The organism is Desulfomicrobium macestii (assembly GCF_014873765.1).
GTDB classification, from domain to species: Bacteria; Desulfobacterota; Desulfovibrionia; order Desulfovibrionales; family Desulfomicrobiaceae; genus Desulfomicrobium; species Desulfomicrobium macestii.
This window is the reverse complement of the sequence record NZ_JADBGG010000034.1, coordinates 22,638-44,536: the sequence shown is the minus strand read 5'-3', so window position 1 is coordinate 44,536 and position 21,899 is coordinate 22,638. Positions and strand designations below refer to the sequence as shown.

The following is a 21,899-nucleotide window of genomic DNA, read 5'->3' as shown; positions in this document are numbered from 1 at the left end:
CTCGTAGAGTTGAATCGCTGCGTGCAGGACGAAAAAAACGGACAGCACGGTAGGCAACGATTCAACAAACGATGCCTGGCTCAGTCAGACAGTCGGCAACCCTCGCCCGCCCCAACCCGGCCCGCTCGTGCGGTGCAGGCTGGCCGGGAATTTCAGATGCCTAGGTTGTTGGAAATGGCGGGACGCAGGGAATAAAAACCGCTGCAAAGTGCCGTCATCCCCTTGAAGAAGGGGATCCATGTCTTTTTTTGAAGGCTCCTCAGTGCGGTCGCGGACCGGGTCGGGGCGGGCAAGGGCCGCCGAAACTCCTTCTCCGGCCTCGTAGAGTTGAATCGCTGCGTGCAGGACGAAAAAAACGGACAGCACGGTAGGCAACGATTCAACAAACGATGCCTGGCTCAGTCAGACAGTCGACGACCCTCGCCCGCCCCAACCCGGCCCGCTCGTGCGGTGCAGGCAGGCCGGGAATTTCAGATACCCAGGTTGGTGAAAATGGCGGGACGCGGGAAATAACAGCCGTTGCAAAACGCCGTCATCCCCTTGAAGAAGGGGATCCATGACTTTTTTTGAAGGCTCCTCAGTGCGGTCGCGGACCGGGTTGGGGCGGTGCAGGGCTGATTGCCCGGGAATTACAGATGACCCGGATGTTGAAAATGGCGGGACGCGGGAAATAACAGCCGTTGCAAAACGCCGTCATCCCCTTGAAGAAGGGGATCCATGACTTTTTTTGAAGGCACCTCATGGCGGTCGCGGACCGGGTTGGGGCGGTGCAGGGCTGATTGCCCGGGAATTACAGATGACCCGGATGTTGAAAATGGCGGGACGCTGGGAATAGAAGCCGCTGCAAAGCGCCGTCATCCCCTTGAAGAAGGGGATCCATGTCTTTTTTTGAAGGCACCTCAGTGCGGTCGCGGACCGGGTCGGGGCGGGCAAGGGCCGCCGAAACTCCTTCTCCGGCCTCGTAGAATTGAATCGCTGCGTGCAGGACGAAAAAACCGGACAGCGCGGTGGGCAACGATTCAACAAACGATGCCTGGCTCAGTCAGACAGTCGGCGACCCTCGCCCGCCCCAACCCGGCCCGCTCGTACAGTGCGGGGGGCGAACTGCCCGGAAATTTCAGATGCCTCAGTTGTTGAAAATGGCGGGACGCGGGGAATAAAAGCCGCTGCAAAGCGCCGTCATCCCCTTGAAGAAGGGGATCCATGTCTTTTTCCTTTGAAGGCACCTCGGTGCGGTCGCGGCCCGGGTTGGCCCGGGCCGGGTGATTTCCGCTTTCTACAGATACTTCTTGAAAACCGCCCCCAGACTTTCGGCCGTGAAGGGCTTGCGCAGGATGTCGTTGACTCCGGCTTCAAGGGCCGCCTTGTTGTCGTTGGCTTCGTCCTGGGTCGTGACCATGATCACGGGCAGATCCTTCTTGGAGAAGGACTTGCGGATTTCCCGGGCCAGGTCGATGCCGGTTATGTCCGGCATGTTCAGGTCCGTGAGCACCATCTCCGGCGTGTTCGATTGCAGCCATTCCAGGGCGCTGGCCGGGAATTCAAAAAGCACGGGCTCGTAGCCCAGTTCGTGCAGGGTGGACTTGTAGATGCTCAGGATCATGCGCGAGTCGTCCACGGCGCAAATGCGCTTGCGGACCGTCTTTTTCTCTTCCGGTGCCAGAAGCTTCAGGGCCAGTCCCGAATAGCCGTGCTCTTTGAGGATGGCGTAGAAGAAGTCCCGGATGTCCTGATGGGCCCTCGACAGTTGGCTGAGGGCCATGGGCTGGAAGCGCTCCTCTTCCATGAGGCTCAGGAATATCTGTTTGGCCTGGGCGTTGATGGCGGTTTTTATGATGCGCTGGGCGTCCTCTTCCCTGTCGCTGGCCAGGTTCTTGATTCCGGCGGCCATGATCTCGTTGAAGTTGCGGTCGATGGCCTTGGCGGCGGCGATGCACACGTGATCCACCGGATCGCTCAGGCCCTGCGTCAGCACGTAGGCTCCCCGGTCCAGGGGCAATAGGCCCAGGGCTTCGTAGGCGGCGAAGCGCACGTTGGCGTTGGCGGGGTGGGTGTGCAGCAGTTTGCGGATGGGCGAGATGGCGGTCGGGTCTCCGATGTCGCCCAGCACATTTAATGTATGGATGCGCAGGTCGGCGTCGTCGAAGAGCAGATTCTCGGTCAGGGTGGGCACGGCCTTGGGGCCGATGCCGACCAGGGTTTTTTTGGCGTAGGTGCGCAGATGTGCGTAGTGGGAGCGCATGGCCTCGTTGAGCTTGTCCAGCGAAATGGAATCCTGGACCTTGGCGAAAACGTCCAGGATGAGCAGGTCGAGCTGGTTGTCCGTGCCCATGCGTTCCGCAAGCCGCAACATGGCGGTGGGCGTGCCCAGCTTGCCAAGGGCCTTGGTGGCGGTGATGATCATGGTCCGGTTGCCGGAGTAGAGGAACTCGCTCACGGCGTTGGTGGCTTGTGGGTCACCGATTTCACCCAGGGTGTCGATGATCAGGTTGATCTCTTTCACGTCCGTGGCCGCGAGCAGGGCTTCGATCAGGTTGTCGACCACTTCCTCCAGGCGCAGTTCTCCGGCCATCGAAATGTACATGTCGCGGCACGGGGTCTGCGGGTCGCTTATGGCCTTGGCGAGCAATTGGGGCTGGGCCAGCATCTTGACGGCCAGGATTTCCCGGACCAGCGGCAGATTTGCGACCATTTCCCGGTGTTCGGAAATGAACCGGCAGAGGACAGGCACTGCGAATTCGGGAGCAGCCTCACGAAACGCGCCAAGCACCTGCTCACGGATGCTTTTATCCATGTTTTCCAGGTAACCCAGTACCAGACGCGCCTTGATGGGGTCTTTCCCGCGGATGTTGTCCTTGATCTCGGTAAGCAGATGAGCGTGATCAGCCATGGCGACCTCCCAGGTTGGGGATGAGGGCGGACAGGAGCGAGCCCAGGGCGTCGGAGGAGGCATTGGCCTGATCCAGAATCTCTGCGTGAGACGTCTGGGCCATGCAGTCCGGCAGGTTCTTGTTGGTCAGGCAGGATATTCCCAGGATTTTGAGGCCCATATGGTGGGCGGTGATGGCTTCGGGCACCGTGGACATGCCGATGGCGTCGGCTCCCATGATGCGATACATGCGAGTTTCGGCCGGAGTTTCAAGGCTGGGGCCGGCCACGGCCACGTATACCCCCTGTTCCAGGCGCTGTCCGCAATTCATGGCGGCCTGCATGGCCTGCTCACGCAGGGCGGGGCAATACACCTGGGACATGTCCGGGAAACGCGGTCCCCAGTCGTCGACATTGGGGCCGGTCAGGGGGTTGTGCCCGGTCATGTTGATGTGGTCGGTCAGCAGCATGAGCCCGCCGGTGGCAAACAGGGGATTCAGGGCTCCGGCGGCATTGGTCAGGATCAGGTTTTCGGTCCCGAGCAGGCCAAGGCAGGCGATGGGCAGCGTCACTTCCCGCGGACTGTAGCCTTCGTAGAGATGAAAGCGGCCGGAAAAGACGAAGGCCGGCGTGCCCTTGATCTCGGCCACAAGAAGCGCCCCCGCGTGTCCTTCAACGGTGGAGACCGGAAAGCCGGGGATGTCCGCGTAGGGGATGCTTTTTTGAATCCATGCCGAGTCGATCCATTTTCCAAGGCCGCTGCCGAGCACAAGAGCGGTGTTTGGGATGGAGGGGCAGTTTTTTCTGATCCAGTCGGTGGCGGTGCGGGCTCTGGTCTGTATATCGGTCATTGTCGTAATCCTTGATTTTTTGGGTCACGGAGCGTTTCTGCCCGTTGGTCTGGACAGCGCTCCAAACGCTGGTGTACTGATTTGTCAAGCTGGCTTTTTGGAACTCCCCGGCTCGTTTCAAGGCGTCCATGGCTCAAAGAAACCAGACTTATCTTTCATCTTTCTTGCGGATTGTTTTGGTTTTGGCAAGGATTCCGAAGAGTTTATTTCCTTTTTGACGAGGAAAGCCAAGCCTGCCGGACTTGCCCCGATGCGATTATGGATATAAGCGGGTCCGGCTTTATGAAGGAATTTCATCTTTTTTCAACGCCCAACAGTTCATACAAGGAAAGGCTCTTTTAGACATGAAGAACCCCATCGAATCCAAGAAACATAAAGTTCTCATTGCCAATCGGGGTGAGATCGCCATTCGCATCATGCAGGCCTGCCGCAAGCTTGGCCTGGCATTCGTGGCGCTTTTCACCGAGCCGGACAAGGACAGCGAGCACTGCGTCCTGGCGCGCAAGCTCGGCGGAGACGAATCCCTGTACCGTGTCAGTTCATATCTCGACTCCAACGAAATCTTTGCCGTGGCGGATCAGGCTGGAGCCACGGCGATTCATCCCGGATACGGCTTCTTTGCCGAGGATTACCGTTTTGCCCGCCGTGTGGCCCAGCGCGAGCACAAGCTCATTTTTATCGGGCCTTCCTGGCAGGTCATCCGCGAGCTCGGCGACAAGATCAACACCAAGCGTCTGGCCCGCAAACTGGGCGTGCCCACGGTGCCCGGATCGGACAAGCCCGTGACGGACGATCTCGAAGCCGAGCACATCGCCAAATCCCTGTTCGATTTTCAAAAAGAGCAGGGCATCAACAAACCCGTCATCCTGGTCAAGGCCTCGGCCGGGGGCGGCGGCATGGGCATCGAGGAAGTGGACGATCTGGACAAGTTCCGAAGCGTCCTGCGACGCATCAAGAGCTATTCCAAGCGTCAGTTCCGCGATGAAGGCGTGCTCATTGAACAGCGCATCTTTGACTTCAACCATCTGGAAGTGCAGATCGTGTCCGACCGCACTGGCCAGAATCCCGTCCATTTCGGTACCCGCAACTGCTCGGTGCAGTCTCTCGGACACCAGAAACGCATCGAGGTCGCGCCCGGGTTCGATCCGTCCTCCCTGCGCTACGCCTTCGACGCGAAGAAGGTGCTTGAAGACATCACCGAATATTCCCTGCGCATGGCCCGCGAAGCCGGGTACGACAATGTCGGCACCTGGGAATGGATTGTCAGCCCCACGGGACAGCCGTTCCTGATGGAGGTCAACACCCGCATCCAGGTCGAGAACGGGGTCTCCGCGCGCATCGCGGCCATCAAGGGCAAGGGCGAGGTCGATCTCATTGCCGAGCAGATCCGGGTGGGTCTGGGCGCGCCGCTTGGCTACACCCAGAAGGACATCACCCTGAACGGCGTCGGCATCGAATACCGCATCATCGCCGAGGATCCGGACAACAAGTTCTCTCCCTGGGTGGGCCGCATCACCTCCTTTGGCTGGCCGGAGCAGGATTGGCTCAAGCTGCACAGTCAGGTGCCCACGGACCGTGAATACGAGATCCCGACGGACTTCGATCCCAACCTGGCCCTGGCTATCATCTGGGGCAAGGATCTGGCCGAGGCCAAGGCCCGTGGCGTGGAATTCCTGAATTCGCTGAACCTGCAGGGTGAGAACGCTTCCGGCGAAGCCCTGAAGTCCAATGTCGAATTCCTGAAGCGCAAGACCGAGGGCATCCTGGCTTTCTAGGATTCAAGCCGGCGCCTGGATCACATCCGCGCCGAGTACTGATTAAGCGCTCAAGCTACGCCGGAAAATCCGGCATAACCCAAGCATGCGAGGCAATCGCGCACTCTTATGGATATCGAAAAACGCATACAAGAACTTCGGGACCGCCTGAAATATATTCTGGACATCTTCGGACCCGATGAAAATACCAATGTCATCATGCTTGAAGCCAAGCTCGGCGAGTATGTCGCTCGCGAGCCGGGCCTGCCCAAGCAGGAAGCCATAAGGCAACTGGAAACCCTGGAAGAGCTGTTCCGCTTCCTGGAGAAGAAGCTCGAACGCGAGCTGACTCCCATGAACAAGGTGCGCATCGTCCGGCACCCGCAACGCATCTGCCTCAAGGACATCCTTGAAAACGTGTACGACAACTACACCGAGATCGGCGGTCAGGACGAGTACAGCATCGATCCGAGCATGCTCATCGCCCGGGCCTACATCACCCGCAGGCGAGGCAACAAGGTCCACAACCAGGCAGTCATGGTCATTGGCCAGGAAAAGGGGCACGGCCAGGAGTTCCGCAACGGCGGTTCCGTCAAACCCTGGGGCAACGCCAAGGCTCTGTACTACATGAAGGTCGCCGAGACCGAGAACATTCCGATCCACACCTATATCTTCACACCGGGCTCCTACCCCATCGAGGACTATCCCGGCGCGGCGCAGCAGATTGCCGACAACCTCTATGACATGGCCGGTCTCAAGGTGCCCATCGTGGCGGTCATTTCCGAAGGCGGGTCCGGCGGAGCCGAGGCCATCGGCCTTGCCGACACGCGCATCATGATGTCGCATGGCTACTATTCGGTCATTTCGCCCGAGGGCGCGGCCGCCATCGAAGGCCGCCTGCGCGGCGGACAGCGCGCCGACCCGAAGCTCATCGAACACTGCGCCAGGCAGCTCAAGATGACGGCGGACGACAACCGCGCCATGGGTTTCGTGGACTGGAAAATAGGCGAGCCCGAGCTTGGCGCGCGGCCCGAGCATTACGACTTCTTCCGCAAGCTGCGCAAATCCGTGGTCTCTTCGACGGACGAGATTGTCCTGAACGTCCGGGGTATGCGCTTTTTCCGGTCCCTTGCGCTGCGGCGTCACAAGGGCGCGGACGTTTACGTGCGTTGGAGCCTCGACAGCCGGGCCAAGGAGCGTCTGCTCTGGACCCGCTACATGAAATTCCGTCGCATGGCCCAGGACGCCTACCTGGACAAACGCCACTGGCTCAGCCGGAGCAGCGACTGGACCAGTGAGTTCATATCCTCCCTGTACTCCTATTTCCGCTACGATCTCTTCGGCAAGCAGCACAAGAAGGTCACGGAGCTGGCCGAGGACGTGCACGCGGAGATGCAGGTCGTGGTCGGCCGCTCTTCGCGGTATTGGAAGAACGTGATGTCCAAGCTGTCCTTCGGCAAGGCCAAGAAGGACGTGGACAAGGCCGGATTGACCTCCCTGTCCACCTGGGACGACGGCGCGCTGAACAGCGGCAAGTGGCAGTACGTCAGCCCCCAGGCCAAGCTTGACCGGGCCGTGGTCTGCCCCAACACCGCCGTGCACGGATGCCTTGACCAGTGGGCCCCGGATCTCTTCGGGGAGTGGGCCGGAGTGTGCAGCTTCTGCGGGCACCATTTTCCCATGGAATACCAGTGGTATCTGCACAACATCTTCGATCCCGGCTCCATCTACGAGGTCTTCAGCGAGATCGAGTCCACCAATCCCCTGAAGTTCGAGGGGTTCGACCTCAAGCTCGACGAGGCCAAGCGCAAGACCGGCCACAAGTGCGGGTGCATGACCTTTGAAGCCCGCATCGAGGGCACGTCGGTCATGGTCGCCATGTTCATGGGCGCTTTCCGTGGCGGCAGCGTGGGCGCGGCCGAGGGAGAGAAGTTCATCCGGGCCATGGAGCGGGCGCGCAAGAAGCAGTTGCCTTTCCTGTCCTATGTGCACGGCACCGCGGGCATACGCATCCAGGAAGGCGTCAACGGCGTCATCCAGATGCCGCGCTGCACCATGGCCGTGCGTCGCTACACGGAAGCCGGCGGCCTGTATCTGGTCCTCTACGACACCAATTCCTACGCCGGGCCCGTGGCCAGCTTTCTGGGATGCTCGCCGTACCAGTTCTCGGTGCGTTCGGCCAATATCGGTTTCGCCGGTCCCGGAGTCATCAAGGAGACCACGGGCATGGATATTCCGCCCAATTACCACAACGCCTATCAGGCGCTGGCTCGCGGGCATATCCAGGGCATCTGGGATCGCCGGGAAATCCGGGGCAACCTTGTCCAGTCCCTGCAGACCATGGGCGGCCGCAACCTTTATTACCGTTAGGAGACCGTTGAAAAATGGCGATCTGCCGCGTCAGCGAAAAAATCCAGACCGCTCATGTATGCGCAATACACCGCGCGTCCTGGATTTTTTCGCTACCTTGCATCTCACTATTTTTGAACGGTCTGCGAATTTTGAATTTTTCAGTCAGTTAGGAGTCATCAGTGATTGACGTTAAAGAATTGTTGCGGGAGCTGCGCGAGGAACCTTACGAGAAGATCTCCATCAGGGCTCCCCATAGCGGAAAAGTGGAATTCGTGGCCAAGGAGCCCGGAGTGCGGGTCGTGGGCCCCAGCGGCACCTGGAAGGAGGTCCCCGGGACCCTGCTGGCCCGGATGGAGCGCGAGAATGTCAAGAAACCTCTGTTCGCCCCGCAGAAGGGCGAGGTCATGTCTCTGGGCGAGATCGAAAACGGCCAGTTCGTGCAGGCCGGTCAGGAGCTCATGACCATCCGTCATTACCTGACTCGCGAAGAGGTCATCGCCCGCATCCTGCGCCGCTCCCTGTCCCTGTTTCTGGCCCCGGAGAAGGGTAAGTATTATTTCTTCCCCGACGTGGACATCAAGATCAAGACCAAGGGCAGTCAGAGCGTGCACATAAAGGACGGGATGGAGCTTTTCATCCTCTCGCGCATGAAGCGCGAGACCTCGATCCGGTACAGCGGCCCGGACGGCATCATCTATGCCGTCTATTTCGAGACCAACGACTCCGTGGACCGGGACAGCCCGCTCATCGGAGTCTGTCCCGAAGACCAGCTTGGCCAGATCCAGGAGGTCGTCAGCCGCGTGCAGAGCGACTGGGAGGAGAGAGACTGATGGGCAAGGTCCTGCAAGTTCGAGTGTACGCCTACACCTACAGCGAGGAAGATGTCCGCAAGGCCTGGCCACGGCTGTGGAGCCTGGCCTTCGAAGAGACCAAGCCCGGATTTCCCTACGAGATGGCAGGGGTGCTTGAGCTTGTCAGGGCCCTTGATGACCTGTATCAGTTCGGAGTCATTGCCGAGGCCATCAGCAAGGTTTTGGCCTCGGGACTTCCCAAGGTCGTGAAGGAGGTGGAGGAGTTGCAGCGGCATCTTGCCGACTGGAATCCACAGGCCGCCAACCAGGCCTCCGACCGGATCGAAGAGGGGCTTGGCGAGCTGGAAAGGCTGGTGGCCAATCCATGACCGAATCAACATACACGAGGAGACGACATGGCAGGTAGTCTGAATAAAGCAATCCTGATCGGCCGTTTGGGCCGTGATCCGGAGATGCGCTACACTCCGTCAGGGCAGCCGGTGGCCAATTTTTCCATTGCCACGGATGAAACATACACGGGCAAGGACGGGCAGAAGGTCGAAAAGACCGAATGGCACCGCATCGTGGTCTGGGGCAAGCAGGCTGAATTCTGCGGCAACTATCTTTCCAAGGGCCGCCTGGTCTACATTGAGGGCAAGATCGAGACCCGCAAGTGGACAGACAAGGACGGCGTGGAGAAATACACCACGGAGATCAAGGCCGACCGCGTGCAGGGACTCGATTCCCGCCAGCCCGAAGGCGGCTACACCCAGGCCCCGCAATACCAGCAGCGCCCCCAGGCCGCGCCCCAGCAGGGCGGAGCCGGGAACGCCGGCTACGATGACGACATGGGCCCGGCTTTCCCCTCCGAGGCCAGCGGGATGGATGACGCGCCGTTCTGAGAGAGAACAGAATAAGGTTTGTCAATAAGAGAGGCGAAGTCATTGATATGGCTTCGCTTTTTTTAACAACTCTCTGGTAGAGAAAAATCAACGAATCCCCAGTAGGCTCCGCTTGCTGGGGATTTGTCGTTTGTGTGATGTTTCTGAAGGAAATGGCGTCTGTTTTTCATCGAAAGATGTCGTTGCAACAGATCGTCATTCCCTTGGACCCGTTCGGCTCGTTTCAGATCCGGGAAATGGCGGCAATTATTTGGTCTTTGATTTTTTCAGCTCCGTGAGTGAAGACAACAGGAGCAGGGTTGAATGACGGCAGGACATGGGCTCGGTCTTTTTATGAGATAAGTCGCCATGTCTTGTGTAATCAATAAGTTGGGATATAAAGGTGAGAAGAATGGAAAAAGCGAAGGTTTATTTTACCGATTTTCGCACGGTGGCATTTGGAGACGGACTGCCCACCAAGCTCAAGAAGATGATCAGGAAGGCCGGGATTGGGGAGATCGACATGGACGGGAAGTTCGTGGCCATCAAGCTGCATTTTGGCGAACTGGGCAACATCAGCTATCTGCGTCCCAACTATGCCAAGGCCGTGGCCGACTTGGTCAAGGAGTTGGGCGGCAAGCCGTTTTTGACCGACTGCAACACCATGTACCCGGGCAAGCGCAAGAACGCCCTGGAGCATCTGGAGTGCGCTTGGGAAAACGGGTTTTCGCCGCTGTCGGTCGGCTGCCCCATTCTCATCGGGGATGGGCTGAAGGGAACCGACGATATCGCGGTGCCCGTGGTCGGCGGGGAATATGTGAAAGAGGCGAAGATCGGGCGGGCCGTCATGGACGCGGACGTGTTCATCAGCCTGACCCATTTCAAGGGACACGAGATGACCGGTTTCGGCGGGGCCATCAAGAATATCGGCATGGGCTGCGGCTCCCGGGCCGGCAAGACCGAGCAGCACAGCGGTGGCAAGGCTTCCATCGACGAGGCCAAATGCCGGGGCTGCATGGCCTGCCTGAAGGAATGCGCCAACGAGGGACTTTTCTTCGACGAGGACGCAGGGAAAATGCGCGTCAACGAGGACAATTGCGTCGGCTGCGGACGCTGTCTCGGGTCGTGTAATTTCGACGCCATCGCGTTCAGGAATTTTGCGGCCAACGAGCTTCTAAACAAGCGCATGGCGGAATATACCAAGGCGGTCGTGGACGGTCGGCCAAACTTCCACATTTCGCTTATCGTGGATGTCTCCCCCAACTGCGACTGTCACGGCGAAAACGATGCGCCCATCCTGCCCAACCTCGGGATGTTCGCCTCCTTCGACCCACTGGCCCTGGACCAGGCCTGCGTGGACGCCTGCATGAAGGCCAAGCCGCTTCCGGGGAGCCAGCTCTACGAAAACCTGTCAAAGCCTGATTTTCTGGACCAGCACGATCATTTCAAGAACTCCACGCCCCAGTCGGAATGGCGTTCCTGCCTCGATCATGCGGAAAAGATCGGACTGGGTACCCGGGACTATGAGCTGATCTTCGTCAAATAAGCCTTGTGCATGAAGCGGTGCGCTTATCGACGAGTCGGAACGGTTTTGACTTTGTTGGCCTGATTGGCCGGAATACGGTCGACACGCTGCCGCTGGTCACGTTTCAGGCTGATGTGGATCGCGGCATCATGCAGGACGCTTCCGGGAGTGAGCAGGGACCTTGTTCCAGCATGGACGCCAGGCAGGCCAGATAGGAAACAGAAATCCGGAGGGCGGATGAGCAGCGATAGATTGGCGGACATCGGAGTTGTCGGACTGGCGGTCATGGGGGAGAATCTTGTGCTCAACATGGAGGGCAAGGGCTTCACCGTGGCCTGCTTCAATCGCACCGTGGCCCGGGTCGATGCGTTCGTGAGCGGGCGCGGCGCGAACAAGAATATTATCGGCTGCCATGACCTTGAGGAACTGGTCAAGGCGCTGTCCAGACCGCGTAAGATCATGTGCATGGTCAAGGCCGGCGAAGCGGTGGACATGTTGATGGCAGCCCTCATCCCCATGCTCGAACCCGGCGACATCATCATCGACGGGGGAAATTCGCATTATCTGGACACCAGCCGCCGCGTGCTGGAAGCGCGCGAGCACCAGATCCTGTTCGTCGGGACCGGTATTTCCGGAGGAGAGGAAGGCGCGTTGACCGGCCCCTCGATCATGCCCGGAGGCGCCACCCCGGCCTGGGAGAGCATCCGGCCCATCTTTCAGCGCATCTGCGCCGTGACGCCCGACGGCGAGCCCTGCTGCGAGTGGATGGGCGAGGGCGGGGCCGGGCATTTCGTCAAGATGGTTCACAACGGCATCGAGTACGGCGACATGCAGCTCATCTGCGAAGTCTACCACCTGATGAAGACCGGGCTCGGGATGCCCAACGAGGACATGCGCGCCGTCTTTTCCCGCTGGAACAAGGGGCGGCTCGATTCCTACCTGATCGAGATCACGGCGGACATTCTCGGTTTTCGCGACGAGGAAGGCGCCTACCCCCTGGATGCCATCCTCGACGCCGCCCAGCAGAAGGGCACGGGCAAGTGGACGGTCAACGCGGCCCTCGATGTCGGGCAGCCCCTTACGCTCATCGGGGAAGCCGTCTTCGCCCGTTCCCTGTCTGCCCTGAAGGACGAACGTCTTGCCGCCTCCAAGGTCCTCGCTGGTCCCGCTCCATCGGGCGTGGACGTGCTGTTCGAAGACCTCGAACAAGCCCTCTATGCCTCCAAGATCGTCTCCTACGCCCAGGGTTTTCAGCTTCTGCGGGCCGAAGCGCTAGAGCAGGGATGGGCCCTCGACCATGGGAAAATCGCCAGGATATGGCGCGGCGGGTGCATCATTCGCTCCGTTTTCCTGAAGAATATCGAAAACGCCTTTTCCGGGAACCCGGATCTTGTGAACCTTCTGCTCGATCCTTTTTTCAGCGAAGCGGTCGTGCAGGCCCAGACCGGCTGGCGGCGCGTCGTGGCGGCCGGGGCCGTGAGCGGCATCCCCATGCCGACCCTGTCGGCAGCCCTGGCCTTTTTCGACGGCTACCGCACGGCCGTGCTGCCCGCCAACCTGTTGCAGGCCCAGCGCGATTATTTCGGAGCCCACACCTACGAGAGAACGGACCGGCCTCGCGGCGAGCGCTTTCACACCAACTGGACCGGACGGGGCGGCGCGACCTCCTCGACGTCCTATGAAGTCTAGGGAGCAAGGGGAATGATATCTGCGAAAAAATGCGCGCGCTGCGCGGGAGCGGCCATCATGACGGCCGTTCTGCTTTTCTGGACGGCAGGCAGGCATGCGGACGCGGCAGGGTTTGACCACGCCCACGGCATCCTCACTCAGGTTCTCTCGGAGCGCGTTGTCGATGGCCGAGTCGATTATCCAGGGCTCCAAAAATCCCCGGCGCTCCTCGATCGCTATCTGCAATCGACATCCAGCGTTACAGAGGCCCAGTTCAAGGGCTGGAACGAGCGACAGCAGCTTGCGTTCCTGATCAACCTCTACAACGCGGCCACCCTGCGCCTGATCATCGATCACTACCCGCTGGATAGCATCAAGGACATCGGCAACATCTTCAAGGGGCCGTGGGACCAGAAGGTGGTCAGCCTCTTTGGGGGAAAGACCTCGCTCAACCATCTCGAACATGGCATCATCCGCAAGGACTACTCAGAGCCGCGCATTCATGTCGCCCTGGTCTGCGCGGCCAGCAGTTGCCCCGCCCTGCCGAGCAGTGCCTTCACGGCCGACGCGCTTGACGGGCAACTGGACGAGCGCGCCAGGCTCTATCTTTCAAGCCCGAATGGGCTGCGTGTGGACCGTGCTGCCGGGCGGGTCCTTGTTTCGTCCATCTTCAAATGGTTCGGTGAGGATTTCGTGCCTGGATTTTCCCCGGCATCGGGTTTCGACGGACTGAAGGGCAAGGAACGGGCGGTCATGAATTTTATTGCAAAATATGTCTCCGATGAACTGCGCGGCTTCTTTTCAGGCGGCGGATATGATCTGGAATACATCGATTACGACTGGTCCCTGAACAAGCAGGAGGTCGCGCCATGAGCCGCGGCGCATCTTTTTGGCAAGGCAGGGCTCTCAAGATCCTGGCGATGCTCCTTGTCGTTGGGCTGTTGCTGGCGGCCGCCTGGCATTTCGATGTGCAGGCCCTGCTACGGCAGGCCTTGCAGTGGATCGCGGATCTCGGCCCGACAGGTCCGATCCTTTTTGTCGCCTTGTACATCGCAGCCTGCGTGCTGCTTTTGCCCGGTTCCGTATTGACCCTGGGGGCGGGGGTGGTCTTCGGCCTGGTCCAGGGCTTCATCGCCGTTTCGGTGGGCGCGACCCTGGGTGCGACCTGCGCTTTCCTGGTCGGACGCTATCTGGCCCGGGACTGGGTGGCCGCGAAAATCGCGGGCAACGAAAAATTCAGGGCCGTCGATGATGCCGTGGCCCGCGAGGGTTGGAAGATCGTGTTTCTGACCCGCCTGTCGCCCGTTTTCCCCTTCAATATCCTCAATTACGCCTTCGGACTGACCAAGGTCGGCCTCAAGGATTTTTTTCTGGCCTCCTGGATAGGCATGATCCCAGGGACCATCATGTATGTGTACATCGGCTCCCTGGCCGGGGATCTGGCCGGGCTTGGTGCTGGAGGGCGCGAGCGGACAGCCGGGGAGTGGGCTTTGTACGGGGTGGGCTTTCTGGCCACGGTGGCCGTGACGGTTGTCGTCACACGTCTGGCCCGCAAGGCGCTGGCGGGCAAAATCGCAGCGTGAAGGAGATACGTCATGGCGGATTCGAAGGTGCATTCTGTAAAACATGAGCCCCGGGACGAGCACAACAGGACGCTTGAGTCCCTGGTTCATCCATCGGGATGGACCAATCCCAGGCCAAGGCCCGTCTACAACCTCGTGGTCATCGGCGGCGGGACGGCCGGGCTCGTGTGCGCGGCCGGGGCGGCTGGGCTGGGGGCCAAGGTGGCCCTCATCGAACGGGATTTTCTCGGTGGCGACTGCCTGAACTTCGGGTGCGTTCCGTCCAAGGCGCTGCTCCGGGCAGGACGCGCGGCAGCGGCCGTGCGGGACTCAGGAGAGTTCGGCGTGCATGTGCCGGACGGAACCCGCGTCGACTTCGGGCAGGTCATGGAGCGCATGCGCAGGCTGCGGGCCTCCATCGCGCCCAACGACTCCGCGCGGCGCTTTCGGGATTTGGGGGTGGACGTGTTCCTGGGCCAGGGCCGTTTCACGGATTCGCACACCGTGGAGGTCGGCGGGGAGCGACTGTCTTTTGTCAAGGCGGTGGTCGCCACCGGGGCGCGGGCCGCGGCGCCGCCCATCGAAGGGCTGGAGACCGTGCGCTACCTCACCAACGAGACGATCTTCTCCTTGACCGAGCTGCCCGGGCGCCTGGCCGTCATCGGCACGGGGCCCGTCGGCTGCGAGCTGGCCCAGGCTTTCGCCCGCTTCGGATCCGAAGTGCTGCTCATCGAGTCCTCGCGCGGCCTGTTGCCCAAGGAGGATCGGGACGCGGCGGAGGTCATCCGGCAGGCGCTGCTTAAGGATGGCGTGAAATTGCTGTGCTGTGGCAAGGAGGTCAGGGTCTCGGGGGCGGACGGAAATAAAATCCGGCTCGTGGCCGACTCCAAGGCGGGCAGCTATGACGAGGTTGTCGACGAGCTGCTCATCGCCGTTGGCCGCAAGCCCAACGTCGAGGGGCTGGGGCTGGAGGAGGCCGGGGTGGCGTTTTCGGCCAAGGGCGTGCAGGTCGATGACCATCTGCGCACGACCAACCCGGATATCTTCGCCGCCGGGGACGTCTGCTCCCCCTTCCAGTTCACCCATGCCGCGGACTTCATGGCCCGCACGGTCCTGCGCAACGCGCTGTTCAAGGGGCGGGCCAAGGTCAGCGCCCTGACCATTCCCTGGTGCACGTACACGGAACCCGAGATCGCCCACGTGGGCCTCGGCGAAAGGGACGCCATGGAGAAAGGCATCAAGGTGGACACCTTCACCCGGTCCCTGAATGAGGTCGACAGGGCGATCCTCGAAGGTCAGACCGATGGCTTTGTCAGGGTGCATGTGCGCAAGGGCACGGACAGGATAGTGGGCGCGACGATCGTCGCCGGCAATGCGGGCGACATGATCTCGGAGATTTCGCTGGCCATGACGAACGGTCTGGGCCTTGGAAAAATCGCAAACACCATCCATCCCTACCCGACCCAGGGCGAGGCCATCCGCCAGGTCGCCGACGCCTACAACAGGGGCCGGTTGACCCCGCTTGTGAAGTCTCTCTTCGGGTATTGGCTTTCCTGGCAGCGCAGACGGAAGTGAAACCCGGCGCGTATGCTGTTCCAGTCATGGCGATGACTTCATGGCAAGGCAGAGCTGTTTCTTTTCATTGCAATTTGATATCGAATTCCGGACGGGATGAAGGCTGCGCCCTTAAGGTCATGACGGCGCATCATTACCGGTTTTTTCCGTTCCGGTAACAGGTACTTTTTGCGCATATGCTTTGGAATTTCGTGGCCATTTTGAAAAAATTATGGCTTTATCACGCTTGAATCGGCCCGAAAGGACTTGCGGATTTGTTCATGTAGGCACTGCCCCCGGGCAGGCACGAAAAGGGAGCGGGATTCATGAAGCGATCGAAGATGGCGCATGGCGCGGAATCGTCCGGAAACGTTTCGGTGCCGCGATGAAGTGGCGCTTGGCGGGCGTGTTGCCGCTCATGGTTCTTTTTCTCGCGTGTTCCGCGCACGCGGAGCCGCTCGATTTGAGCACACTTGAATGGCCCCCATTCGTTGGCCGGGATCTTTTGGAGCAGGGAACAACCAGCGCCCGCGTGCGCAGCATCTGCGCCGAAGCAGGGCTGGAGCCCCGCTTGTCCTTCCTGCCCTGGAAGCGGGTGCTCATGGAGGCTCGTGCCGGGAATACCCAGGGCTATTTTCCCGAATATCGGTCGGTGGCCAGGGAAGAGGAATTTTACTTCTCGAAGCCAGTGGGGTGCAGTGTGGTGGGGTTGGTGCACAAAAGTGGCGTGACGCTGGACTGGACCCGGCTGGAGGATCTGGCCGCCTACAGGCTCGGCGTCGTGGACGGATATGTGAACACCGAGGAATTCGACCGTCTTGTGGACATGGGCATCCTGTATCCCGTAAAATGCAATTCCGATAAGCAGGCCCTGCGCATGATCGAGGCCGGACGCATCGATGCGGCCGTCATGGACCGGGCCGTGTTCCGGCATCTTTCAGGCAAGATGGAACCGTCGCACGGGCCGCCTCCGCTGGTCTTCGCTGAAAAAATCCTGGCCGTGCATTCGTTGCATGTCTGTTTTCCCCGGACTCCCGCCGGAAAGTCGCTGGTGGAGCGCTTTGACCGCGCAATCGTGTCCGGCGGGCTTGAGCTGATTTGCGCCTCCTCGTCCGAGTGCAGTCCCTGACTCTTCGAGTTTCGTTCTTCCGCTATTCAATGACGTTGCCTCTGTTTCGTGTTTCGGCCCGTCCGCTGGGTCGTGGCCGTTCCCGTGCTTTTTTCGCCTGGAGAATTCCGGCGAAAGTTCCATCGGGGGGCGCACAACCGGGCCTTCAAGATTGAATGTGTTGATGTGTTGAATTGACAAACATGACCCCGTTGGTTTTGATGCGCTCCTTGTGCCCAGAGGGATAACTCCCGGACGGGGGCATGCTTTCTTTGTCTTCAGGAACCGCAATCCACGCCGTCGGCGTGTAGAATCGGCGCGAACGGCCTTGCCAAACGGTCCCGGGGTACGGGACAAACATGGATGGTGCGGGATATGATTATCGGAGTGGGTGTCGACATTGCGGAGCTGGAGAGGATCGCGCGTTCGTATTCACGATTCGGCGACAAATTCAGCTCAAGAATTCTGACTCCGGTGGAGATGGCCCTGGTTCCTTCCGTGGCGATCCCTTTTCTGGCCTCCCGCTTCGCGGCCAAGGAGGCGGCGGTCAAGGCGCTGGGCACGGGGTTCAGCGGCGGGATAACGTTCCAGGATATCGAGATTCGTTCCGATGGGCTCGGCAAGCCGTTGATTTTTTTTCACAACCAGGCCGAACTCAGATGCCGGGCCCTGGGCGTTCGGACTGCGCACATCACCCTGTCCCACAGCCGCGAAAACGCCGTGGCCATGGTCATTCTCGAAGGATGAGATTCACGCCGTTTTATATCCCGCGCTGAAATCTCGTTCGCAAACAGGTTCATGGCTGAATTTCCACCGTCGCCTCATGCGCGCCGGACAGGGCCTGGGGGCCGGTCTTGCCCAGAAAGATACGTCCGGCATCCACTCCAAGCTCCTGCACGAGATGATTCTTTACGAACTCCGCCCGGGTGGCGGCCAGTCGCACAAGATCGCCGTCGGTGATGCTGATCAGCTCCCTGAGCTTGGCTTCCTGCTCCTCGCGGGAGACTTCCTTGTGCATGCCGAAGGCGCCCTTTTCCTTTTCCACGGGCTCTTCCTTGTAGGCCTCCCAGAGTATTTCCGGGTATTCCTCATCCGTGATCTCAATCTCCTCCAGCTTGGTTTTTTCACGTTCCCTGCGGGGCAGATCATCGAATTTGATGACCTGCAGCTTGCGCATGAACTGCAGGTTGGCCAGGGCCTGTCTGTCGGCGGCGGGATCCGAGTGCCCGAGAATGGAGATCTTGATACCCGGGCGCTGCGCCAGGATGTCGGCCAGGGCCTGCATGTTCTGCAGGGCTTCGGGCGCGGGCGCGGACAGGCCTGGCGGGAAGGGGAGCCTGTTCAAATCCTCGCCGCCGCCGTCGGGGACGAGGCTGGCCAGCAGGGAGAAGGGAGAGGCGATGGCCTTGACGATGAGGCCCAGGAAGGCTTGCATGACAATGCTGCCGATGCTGAACTTCGGGTCGCTCAGGTCACCCTTGACGGGCAGGTTGATGGTGATGTTGCCGGACATGTCCCTGAGCAGGGCGAGCCCCAGCTTGATCGGCACGTCGGCGGCGTCCGGGGATTCGACCTTGTCGCCCAGTTCGAGCTGGCGGGCCTTGATGGCATTGCCCATGGCTAGCTTGCTGGCTTCGGTGCGCACGTTCATTTCCCAATCCAGCTGTCCGCGCGTTACGGGATAGGCTATGAATTTCGAGGAATAGGACGACAGCCCGACCAGATCCAGATTACGCAGGGTCACGGTGCTGTTTGCTTCCACGGGAGTCTTGAGCGGTGAGACCCACCCCTTGGCGGTGATGGGCGCGGAGCCGTCGATGATGGCCGTCAGGTCCAGCTGCGTGCGCTTCGCCGGGTCCAGGGAAAAACCCGTCACGGTCAAATCCAGCGGTGAGATGACGGATTCGAACTGCGGTGAAAGGGATTTATCGGCAAATGAGAAGCGGCCTTGCTTGATATTTACGGTGCCAATTTCCAGCGCCGTGAGCCCTTCGGATTTGGATGCCGGTTTAGCGGGCGCCTTTTTCCGGGTGGTCGGTGCTATACGATCCAGGCTGGTCTTGCCCTGAGCGTCGATGACAAAGCCGCCGCGCGGTTCGGTCAGATCCACACTCGCGATATTCAGGGCCAGTGGCGAAAGTTGCAGGTTGAGCCTGCTTACGTCCAGGGTCTTGAAACCGAACAGTTCGGTCCGCGAACGGCCTTCGGTGACCCGCAGCCCGCTGACGCGCAGGGAGCCGGATATCCGGTCTCCGGTCTTGCCGCCCATGAGCCATTCCAGTTTGCCGCCCAGTCTGCCGGCCGGAATGTCGATGGCGGCTACGTCCGCTACATAAGCCGAAGCCAGGGACAGGGGAATCCCGGACAAATCGAGGGTTCCCCGGGTGGTCATGGTGGCCGGGACGATTTCGCCCGAGGCCTTGATGGTGCCTGTTTCCTCCACCCGACAGGACAGGGTGACGGGGACGGACCTGCCGAGGTCGGTGGACGGTTTCTTGGCCACAAAGGCGATCCGGTCCATGTCCAGCCGCACGGGTTTGGCCAGGGTCTTGTCCGTCAGCGAGACCCTGGTCCCGGCCAGGGAGAATTGCTCCACGGTCACGGCCCAGGCGGGTGCCGACGTCCTGGCGGGAGCGGCGGCCTTGGGGGCGCCATTCTGCGCGGGCGCGAAGAGCTTCGCGAGGTTGATGTCGCCGTTTTCCTGGCGGAGGAGGGCCACTTCAAGACCAATTTCGACAGGGCCGATGCCGACGGACCTCGCGCCGGTGTCGATGTCCACAGGTCCGACCTGCAGGGATTCAACCTTGATGGGGGTGGGGGCGTCCTTGTCCGGGGTTGTCAGGTCCAGGCCCGTTACGGATGCTCCATCCATGGCGATGGCCCAGGCCGTGGCTTTGGAGTCTGATTTTGGCGTGGCGCCCTGCGCCTTTTTGGCGGGTGCGCCCTGCAGCGCGGCGATGAGCCGGGCGCGGCCCTCTTTGTCCAGCGCGGTGGAGACAGTGCCCCCTTCAAGGGTGAACACGCCGGTGCGAACATCCCGGCTGGCCATGTCGAGGAATATCTTGTCCAGGGCCGCCCGGCCGAGCCTTATTTCCCCGGCTCCTTCCGCCGCCTTCAGGCTCAGATCGCGAATTTCAAGAGACGAATCTTCAAGGCGCGGCGCCTTGTCCTCTCCATCGATGGCAAAGCGGACGTCGGCGTCGGCCCTGGCATTGGCCAGAGTCAGTGGAAGCGCATCCCTGAAATAGGGCTCGTATGAGGGAATATCCAATTCGCGGGCCTCGATACGGGCCTGTACGCGGAAAGGTAAGACGGAAAAAGTCGCATTGGAATCGATGGACTCCCCGTCGGCCGTGCGCATCCGCAGACCGGCCACGGAGGTTGCGTTGAGCGAGGTGTCGAGATCCGTGATGGTCAGATCCAGGGACTCGATGTCCTTGGTGAAAGAGGTGGTCTCGTCCAGGAAGAGGACCCGTCCGTCCGTCAGGCGGATCTTGGGGACCTGTAAAAGCAGGGTTTTGGCGGTTTCGCGTCTGGCGACCGTGGCGTTGTCGATCTCCGGGATTTCCTGCGCGGTCGCGTTATTCGCCTCGACAATAAGGGTCTGGCCCGCGCTTGCCGTATGCGTGGCATTTTCAGCCTCGGCCATGGCGACCGTGGCGTTCCCGGCCAAGGCCGCGTCCGGGAACGTGCCGTTTTTTGCGGCGTGAGCCTCCCTGCTCTCGTCAGGCACGAAATAGTGCATCCAGTTCAGGCTTCCGTCCCTCTTGCGCACGATCCGCGCAAAGGGCCGCTCCAGGACCACGGAATGCAGGCCGAGCTTGAGGTTCAGGATGGAGATGTCATCAATGACGATCTCGGTCCTGGCGGCGGAAAGCACCGGCTCTCCGTCGTCGGTCAATTCGATGTCGCGCCCTGTGATGGTTCCCTGCAAGGAGAAGGTGGGCAGGGTGTCCTCGTGCTGTTCGAAGGAGAGTTTGCTCTCCAGATTGAGGAAACCCCCGGCGAGCTTGAGATTCTCGCGGGCCATGGCATACACCCAGTATTGGGGCAGCGCCAAGTCGATGACGTTCAGATCGAAGTCGGTTTTGAGGGAGTCGGAAAAGGGGGTTGTCTGCCCTTCGAGGTTGAAAGGCGCTCCATTGACCCGAAAGGACAGGGTCGGCGTCATGAAGGTTTCCCAGTCCTTCTTGCGCGATGAGAACTGGGGCAGATTGAACTGGATCCGGTCCACGACATGGGTCACGCCCCTGGCCTGGTCTTCGAGAACCAGCGTGCCGTTGCCAAGCGTGAAGGGTTCGACAATGATCGGCAGCAACATGGGCTCCGAAGAGTCCTTGGGCTGTGTCGATTCGGGCGCGTCGGTGAGATCCGCAAAATTGGTTTGCCCATCCTGGTCGAGGCGAATATGAATGCGCGGACCATCGAGGCGCGCCTCGCGGACGACCAGAGCCAGACGCGGGATGGAACTGAGTTCCAGGTTGGCGTGCAGCGCGTCGAAGGCGACAAACTCACCGCTGCCGTCTTTTTCGCTGATGGCGAAATCGGAGATGTCCGCGGTCATGGCAAAAGGATTGATGCGAATTTCCCCGACGCTGACCTTACGGCTCAAGGCCGGAGAAAGTTTCTCGGCAAGTACGTAGCTCGCGATGCGCGGGAGCAGAAGGAATCCGATTGCGGCGTAAAGGGCCACGCAAACAGTTGTCACGAAAAGCGACTTTTGCCACCACGTCAGTTTTTTCCAGGATTCGATTATGGTTGCCATGACGGACTCCATGATGTTGCTTTTTTGGGAAGCGTAGCGTCCTTGTCCCTTGTTTGGCAAGAAATGGATGCAATTTGCTGTAGTTAATAGTTGGGATAGCAAAAAAGTCGTGGTTTTTCATGAGTGCGTACCGTAACATATTTCGGCCATATGCATGCTGCGGCTATTCGCTCAAGCAGGTTTTTTTGGGATGTGGATGGATGAATTTGGGTTTCGGACA

At 60.2% G+C, this 21,899-nt stretch carries 15 protein-coding genes; 12 read left to right on the top strand and 3 right to left on the bottom strand.

The features are described 5' to 3' along the window. Positions 1-1,276: 1,276 nt before the first annotated feature. Both H4684_RS17235 and H4684_RS17230 read right to left on the bottom strand, forming a co-directional pair. Positions 1,277-2,890 carry a response regulator gene (locus H4684_RS17235; RefSeq protein ID WP_192624697.1) on the bottom strand — a complete coding sequence of 538 codons (1,614 nt, stop codon included), beginning with the start codon at positions 2,888-2,890 and terminating at the stop codon, positions 1,277-1,279. Then, positions 2,883-3,719 (bottom strand): purine-nucleoside phosphorylase, encoded by an 837-nt coding sequence (locus H4684_RS17230; protein WP_192624696.1) that lies wholly within the window; start codon positions 3,717-3,719, stop codon positions 2,883-2,885. The genes H4684_RS17235 and H4684_RS17230 overlap by 8 nt, the downstream gene beginning before the upstream one ends. A gap of 344 nt (positions 3,720-4,063) precedes the next feature. Here H4684_RS17230 and H4684_RS17225 point away from each other — a divergent pair, with 344 nt between their 5' ends. The 12 genes from H4684_RS17225 to H4684_RS17170 all read left to right on the top strand — a co-directional run bounded on the left by H4684_RS17225 (position 4,064) and on the right by H4684_RS17170 (position 17,661). Further along, the gene (locus H4684_RS17225) at positions 4,064-5,494 is read left to right on the top strand and encodes an ATP-binding protein (protein WP_092192317.1); all 1,431 of its coding nucleotides are present in this window, start codon (positions 4,064-4,066) and stop codon (positions 5,492-5,494) included. A gap of 108 nt (positions 5,495-5,602) precedes the next feature. Next, on the top strand, positions 5,603-7,843 hold the full coding sequence (locus tag H4684_RS17220; protein WP_092192315.1) for a carboxyl transferase domain-containing protein: 2,241 nt from the start codon (positions 5,603-5,605) through the stop codon (positions 7,841-7,843). A 161-nt stretch (positions 7,844-8,004) separates the two neighbouring features. Further along, positions 8,005-8,655 carry a biotin attachment protein gene (locus tag H4684_RS17215; protein WP_192624695.1) on the top strand — a complete coding sequence of 217 codons (651 nt, stop codon included), beginning with the start codon at positions 8,005-8,007 and terminating at the stop codon, positions 8,653-8,655. Further along, complete coding sequence (locus tag H4684_RS17210; protein ID WP_092192312.1) at positions 8,655-9,005, top strand: type II toxin-antitoxin system RelE/ParE family toxin; 351 nt, start codon at positions 8,655-8,657, stop codon at positions 9,003-9,005. The genes H4684_RS17215 and H4684_RS17210 overlap by 1 nt, the downstream gene beginning before the upstream one ends. Positions 9,006-9,032: 27 nt before the next feature. Continuing rightward, entirely contained in the window at positions 9,033-9,518 is a 486-nt protein-coding gene (locus H4684_RS17205; RefSeq protein WP_192624694.1) for a single-stranded DNA-binding protein, read from the top strand. A gap of 391 nt (positions 9,519-9,909) precedes the next feature. Then, entirely contained in the window at positions 9,910-11,043 is a 1,134-nt protein-coding gene (locus H4684_RS17200; RefSeq protein WP_192624693.1) for a DUF362 domain-containing protein, read from the top strand. A gap of 216 nt (positions 11,044-11,259) precedes the next feature. Then, entirely contained in the window at positions 11,260-12,711 is a 1,452-nt protein-coding gene (gnd, locus tag H4684_RS17195) for a decarboxylating NADP(+)-dependent phosphogluconate dehydrogenase (protein WP_192624692.1), read from the top strand. 12 nt (positions 12,712-12,723) lie between these two features. Continuing rightward, positions 12,724-13,563 (top strand): DUF547 domain-containing protein, encoded by an 840-nt coding sequence (locus H4684_RS17190; RefSeq protein ID WP_225940517.1) that lies wholly within the window; start codon positions 12,724-12,726, stop codon positions 13,561-13,563. Next, the gene (locus H4684_RS17185) at positions 13,560-14,273 is read left to right on the top strand and encodes a TVP38/TMEM64 family protein (RefSeq protein WP_192624691.1); all 714 of its coding nucleotides are present in this window, start codon (positions 13,560-13,562) and stop codon (positions 14,271-14,273) included. The genes H4684_RS17190 and H4684_RS17185 overlap by 4 nt, the downstream gene beginning before the upstream one ends. Positions 14,274-14,285: 12 nt before the next feature. Further along, positions 14,286-15,827 (top strand): mercuric reductase, encoded by a 1,542-nt coding sequence (locus H4684_RS17180; protein WP_192624690.1) that lies wholly within the window; start codon positions 14,286-14,288, stop codon positions 15,825-15,827. A 364-nt stretch (positions 15,828-16,191) separates the two neighbouring features. Continuing rightward, positions 16,192-16,935, top strand: coding sequence for a substrate-binding periplasmic protein (locus H4684_RS17175; protein ID WP_192624689.1), 744 nt, complete (start codon positions 16,192-16,194; stop codon positions 16,933-16,935). A 354-nt stretch (positions 16,936-17,289) separates the two neighbouring features. After that, entirely contained in the window at positions 17,290-17,661 is a 372-nt protein-coding gene (locus tag H4684_RS17170; RefSeq protein ID WP_192624688.1) for a holo-[acyl-carrier-protein] synthase, read from the top strand. A gap of 49 nt (positions 17,662-17,710) precedes the next feature. Here H4684_RS17170 and H4684_RS17165 read toward each other — a convergent pair whose 3' ends face one another. After that, positions 17,711-21,679 carry a DUF748 domain-containing protein gene (locus H4684_RS17165; protein WP_192624687.1) on the bottom strand — a complete coding sequence of 1,323 codons (3,969 nt, stop codon included), beginning with the start codon at positions 21,677-21,679 and terminating at the stop codon, positions 17,711-17,713. Between the last annotated feature and the right edge of the window lie 220 nt (positions 21,680-21,899).

What these genes read in the sequence shown, in the direction of transcription:
- H4684_RS17235 (WP_192624697.1), bottom strand. Translation starts at nt 2,890, where the DNA reads ATGGCTGATCACGCTCATCTGCTTACCGAGATCAAGGACAACATCCGC.
- H4684_RS17230 (WP_192624696.1), bottom strand. Translation starts at nt 3,719, where the DNA reads ATGACCGATATACAGACCAGAGCCCGCACCGCCACCGACTGGATCAGA.
- H4684_RS17225 (WP_092192317.1), top strand. Translation starts at nt 4,064, where the DNA reads ATGAAGAACCCCATCGAATCCAAGAAACATAAAGTTCTCATTGCCAAT.
- H4684_RS17220 (WP_092192315.1), top strand. Translation starts at nt 5,603, where the DNA reads ATGGATATCGAAAAACGCATACAAGAACTTCGGGACCGCCTGAAATAT.
- H4684_RS17210 (WP_092192312.1), top strand. Translation starts at nt 8,655, where the DNA reads ATGGGCAAGGTCCTGCAAGTTCGAGTGTACGCCTACACCTACAGCGAG.
- H4684_RS17205 (WP_192624694.1), top strand. Translation starts at nt 9,033, where the DNA reads ATGGCAGGTAGTCTGAATAAAGCAATCCTGATCGGCCGTTTGGGCCGT.
- H4684_RS17200 (WP_192624693.1), top strand. Translation starts at nt 9,910, where the DNA reads ATGGAAAAAGCGAAGGTTTATTTTACCGATTTTCGCACGGTGGCATTT.
- gnd (WP_192624692.1), top strand. Translation starts at nt 11,260, where the DNA reads ATGAGCAGCGATAGATTGGCGGACATCGGAGTTGTCGGACTGGCGGTC.
- H4684_RS17190 (WP_225940517.1), top strand. Translation starts at nt 12,724, where the DNA reads ATGATATCTGCGAAAAAATGCGCGCGCTGCGCGGGAGCGGCCATCATG.
- H4684_RS17185 (WP_192624691.1), top strand. Translation starts at nt 13,560, where the DNA reads ATGAGCCGCGGCGCATCTTTTTGGCAAGGCAGGGCTCTCAAGATCCTG.
- H4684_RS17180 (WP_192624690.1), top strand. Translation starts at nt 14,286, where the DNA reads ATGGCGGATTCGAAGGTGCATTCTGTAAAACATGAGCCCCGGGACGAG.
- H4684_RS17175 (WP_192624689.1), top strand. Translation starts at nt 16,192, where the DNA reads ATGAAGTGGCGCTTGGCGGGCGTGTTGCCGCTCATGGTTCTTTTTCTC.
- H4684_RS17170 (WP_192624688.1), top strand. Translation starts at nt 17,290, where the DNA reads ATGATTATCGGAGTGGGTGTCGACATTGCGGAGCTGGAGAGGATCGCG.
- H4684_RS17165 (WP_192624687.1), bottom strand. Translation starts at nt 21,679, where the DNA reads ATGGCAACCATAATCGAATCCTGGAAAAAACTGACGTGGTGGCAAAAG.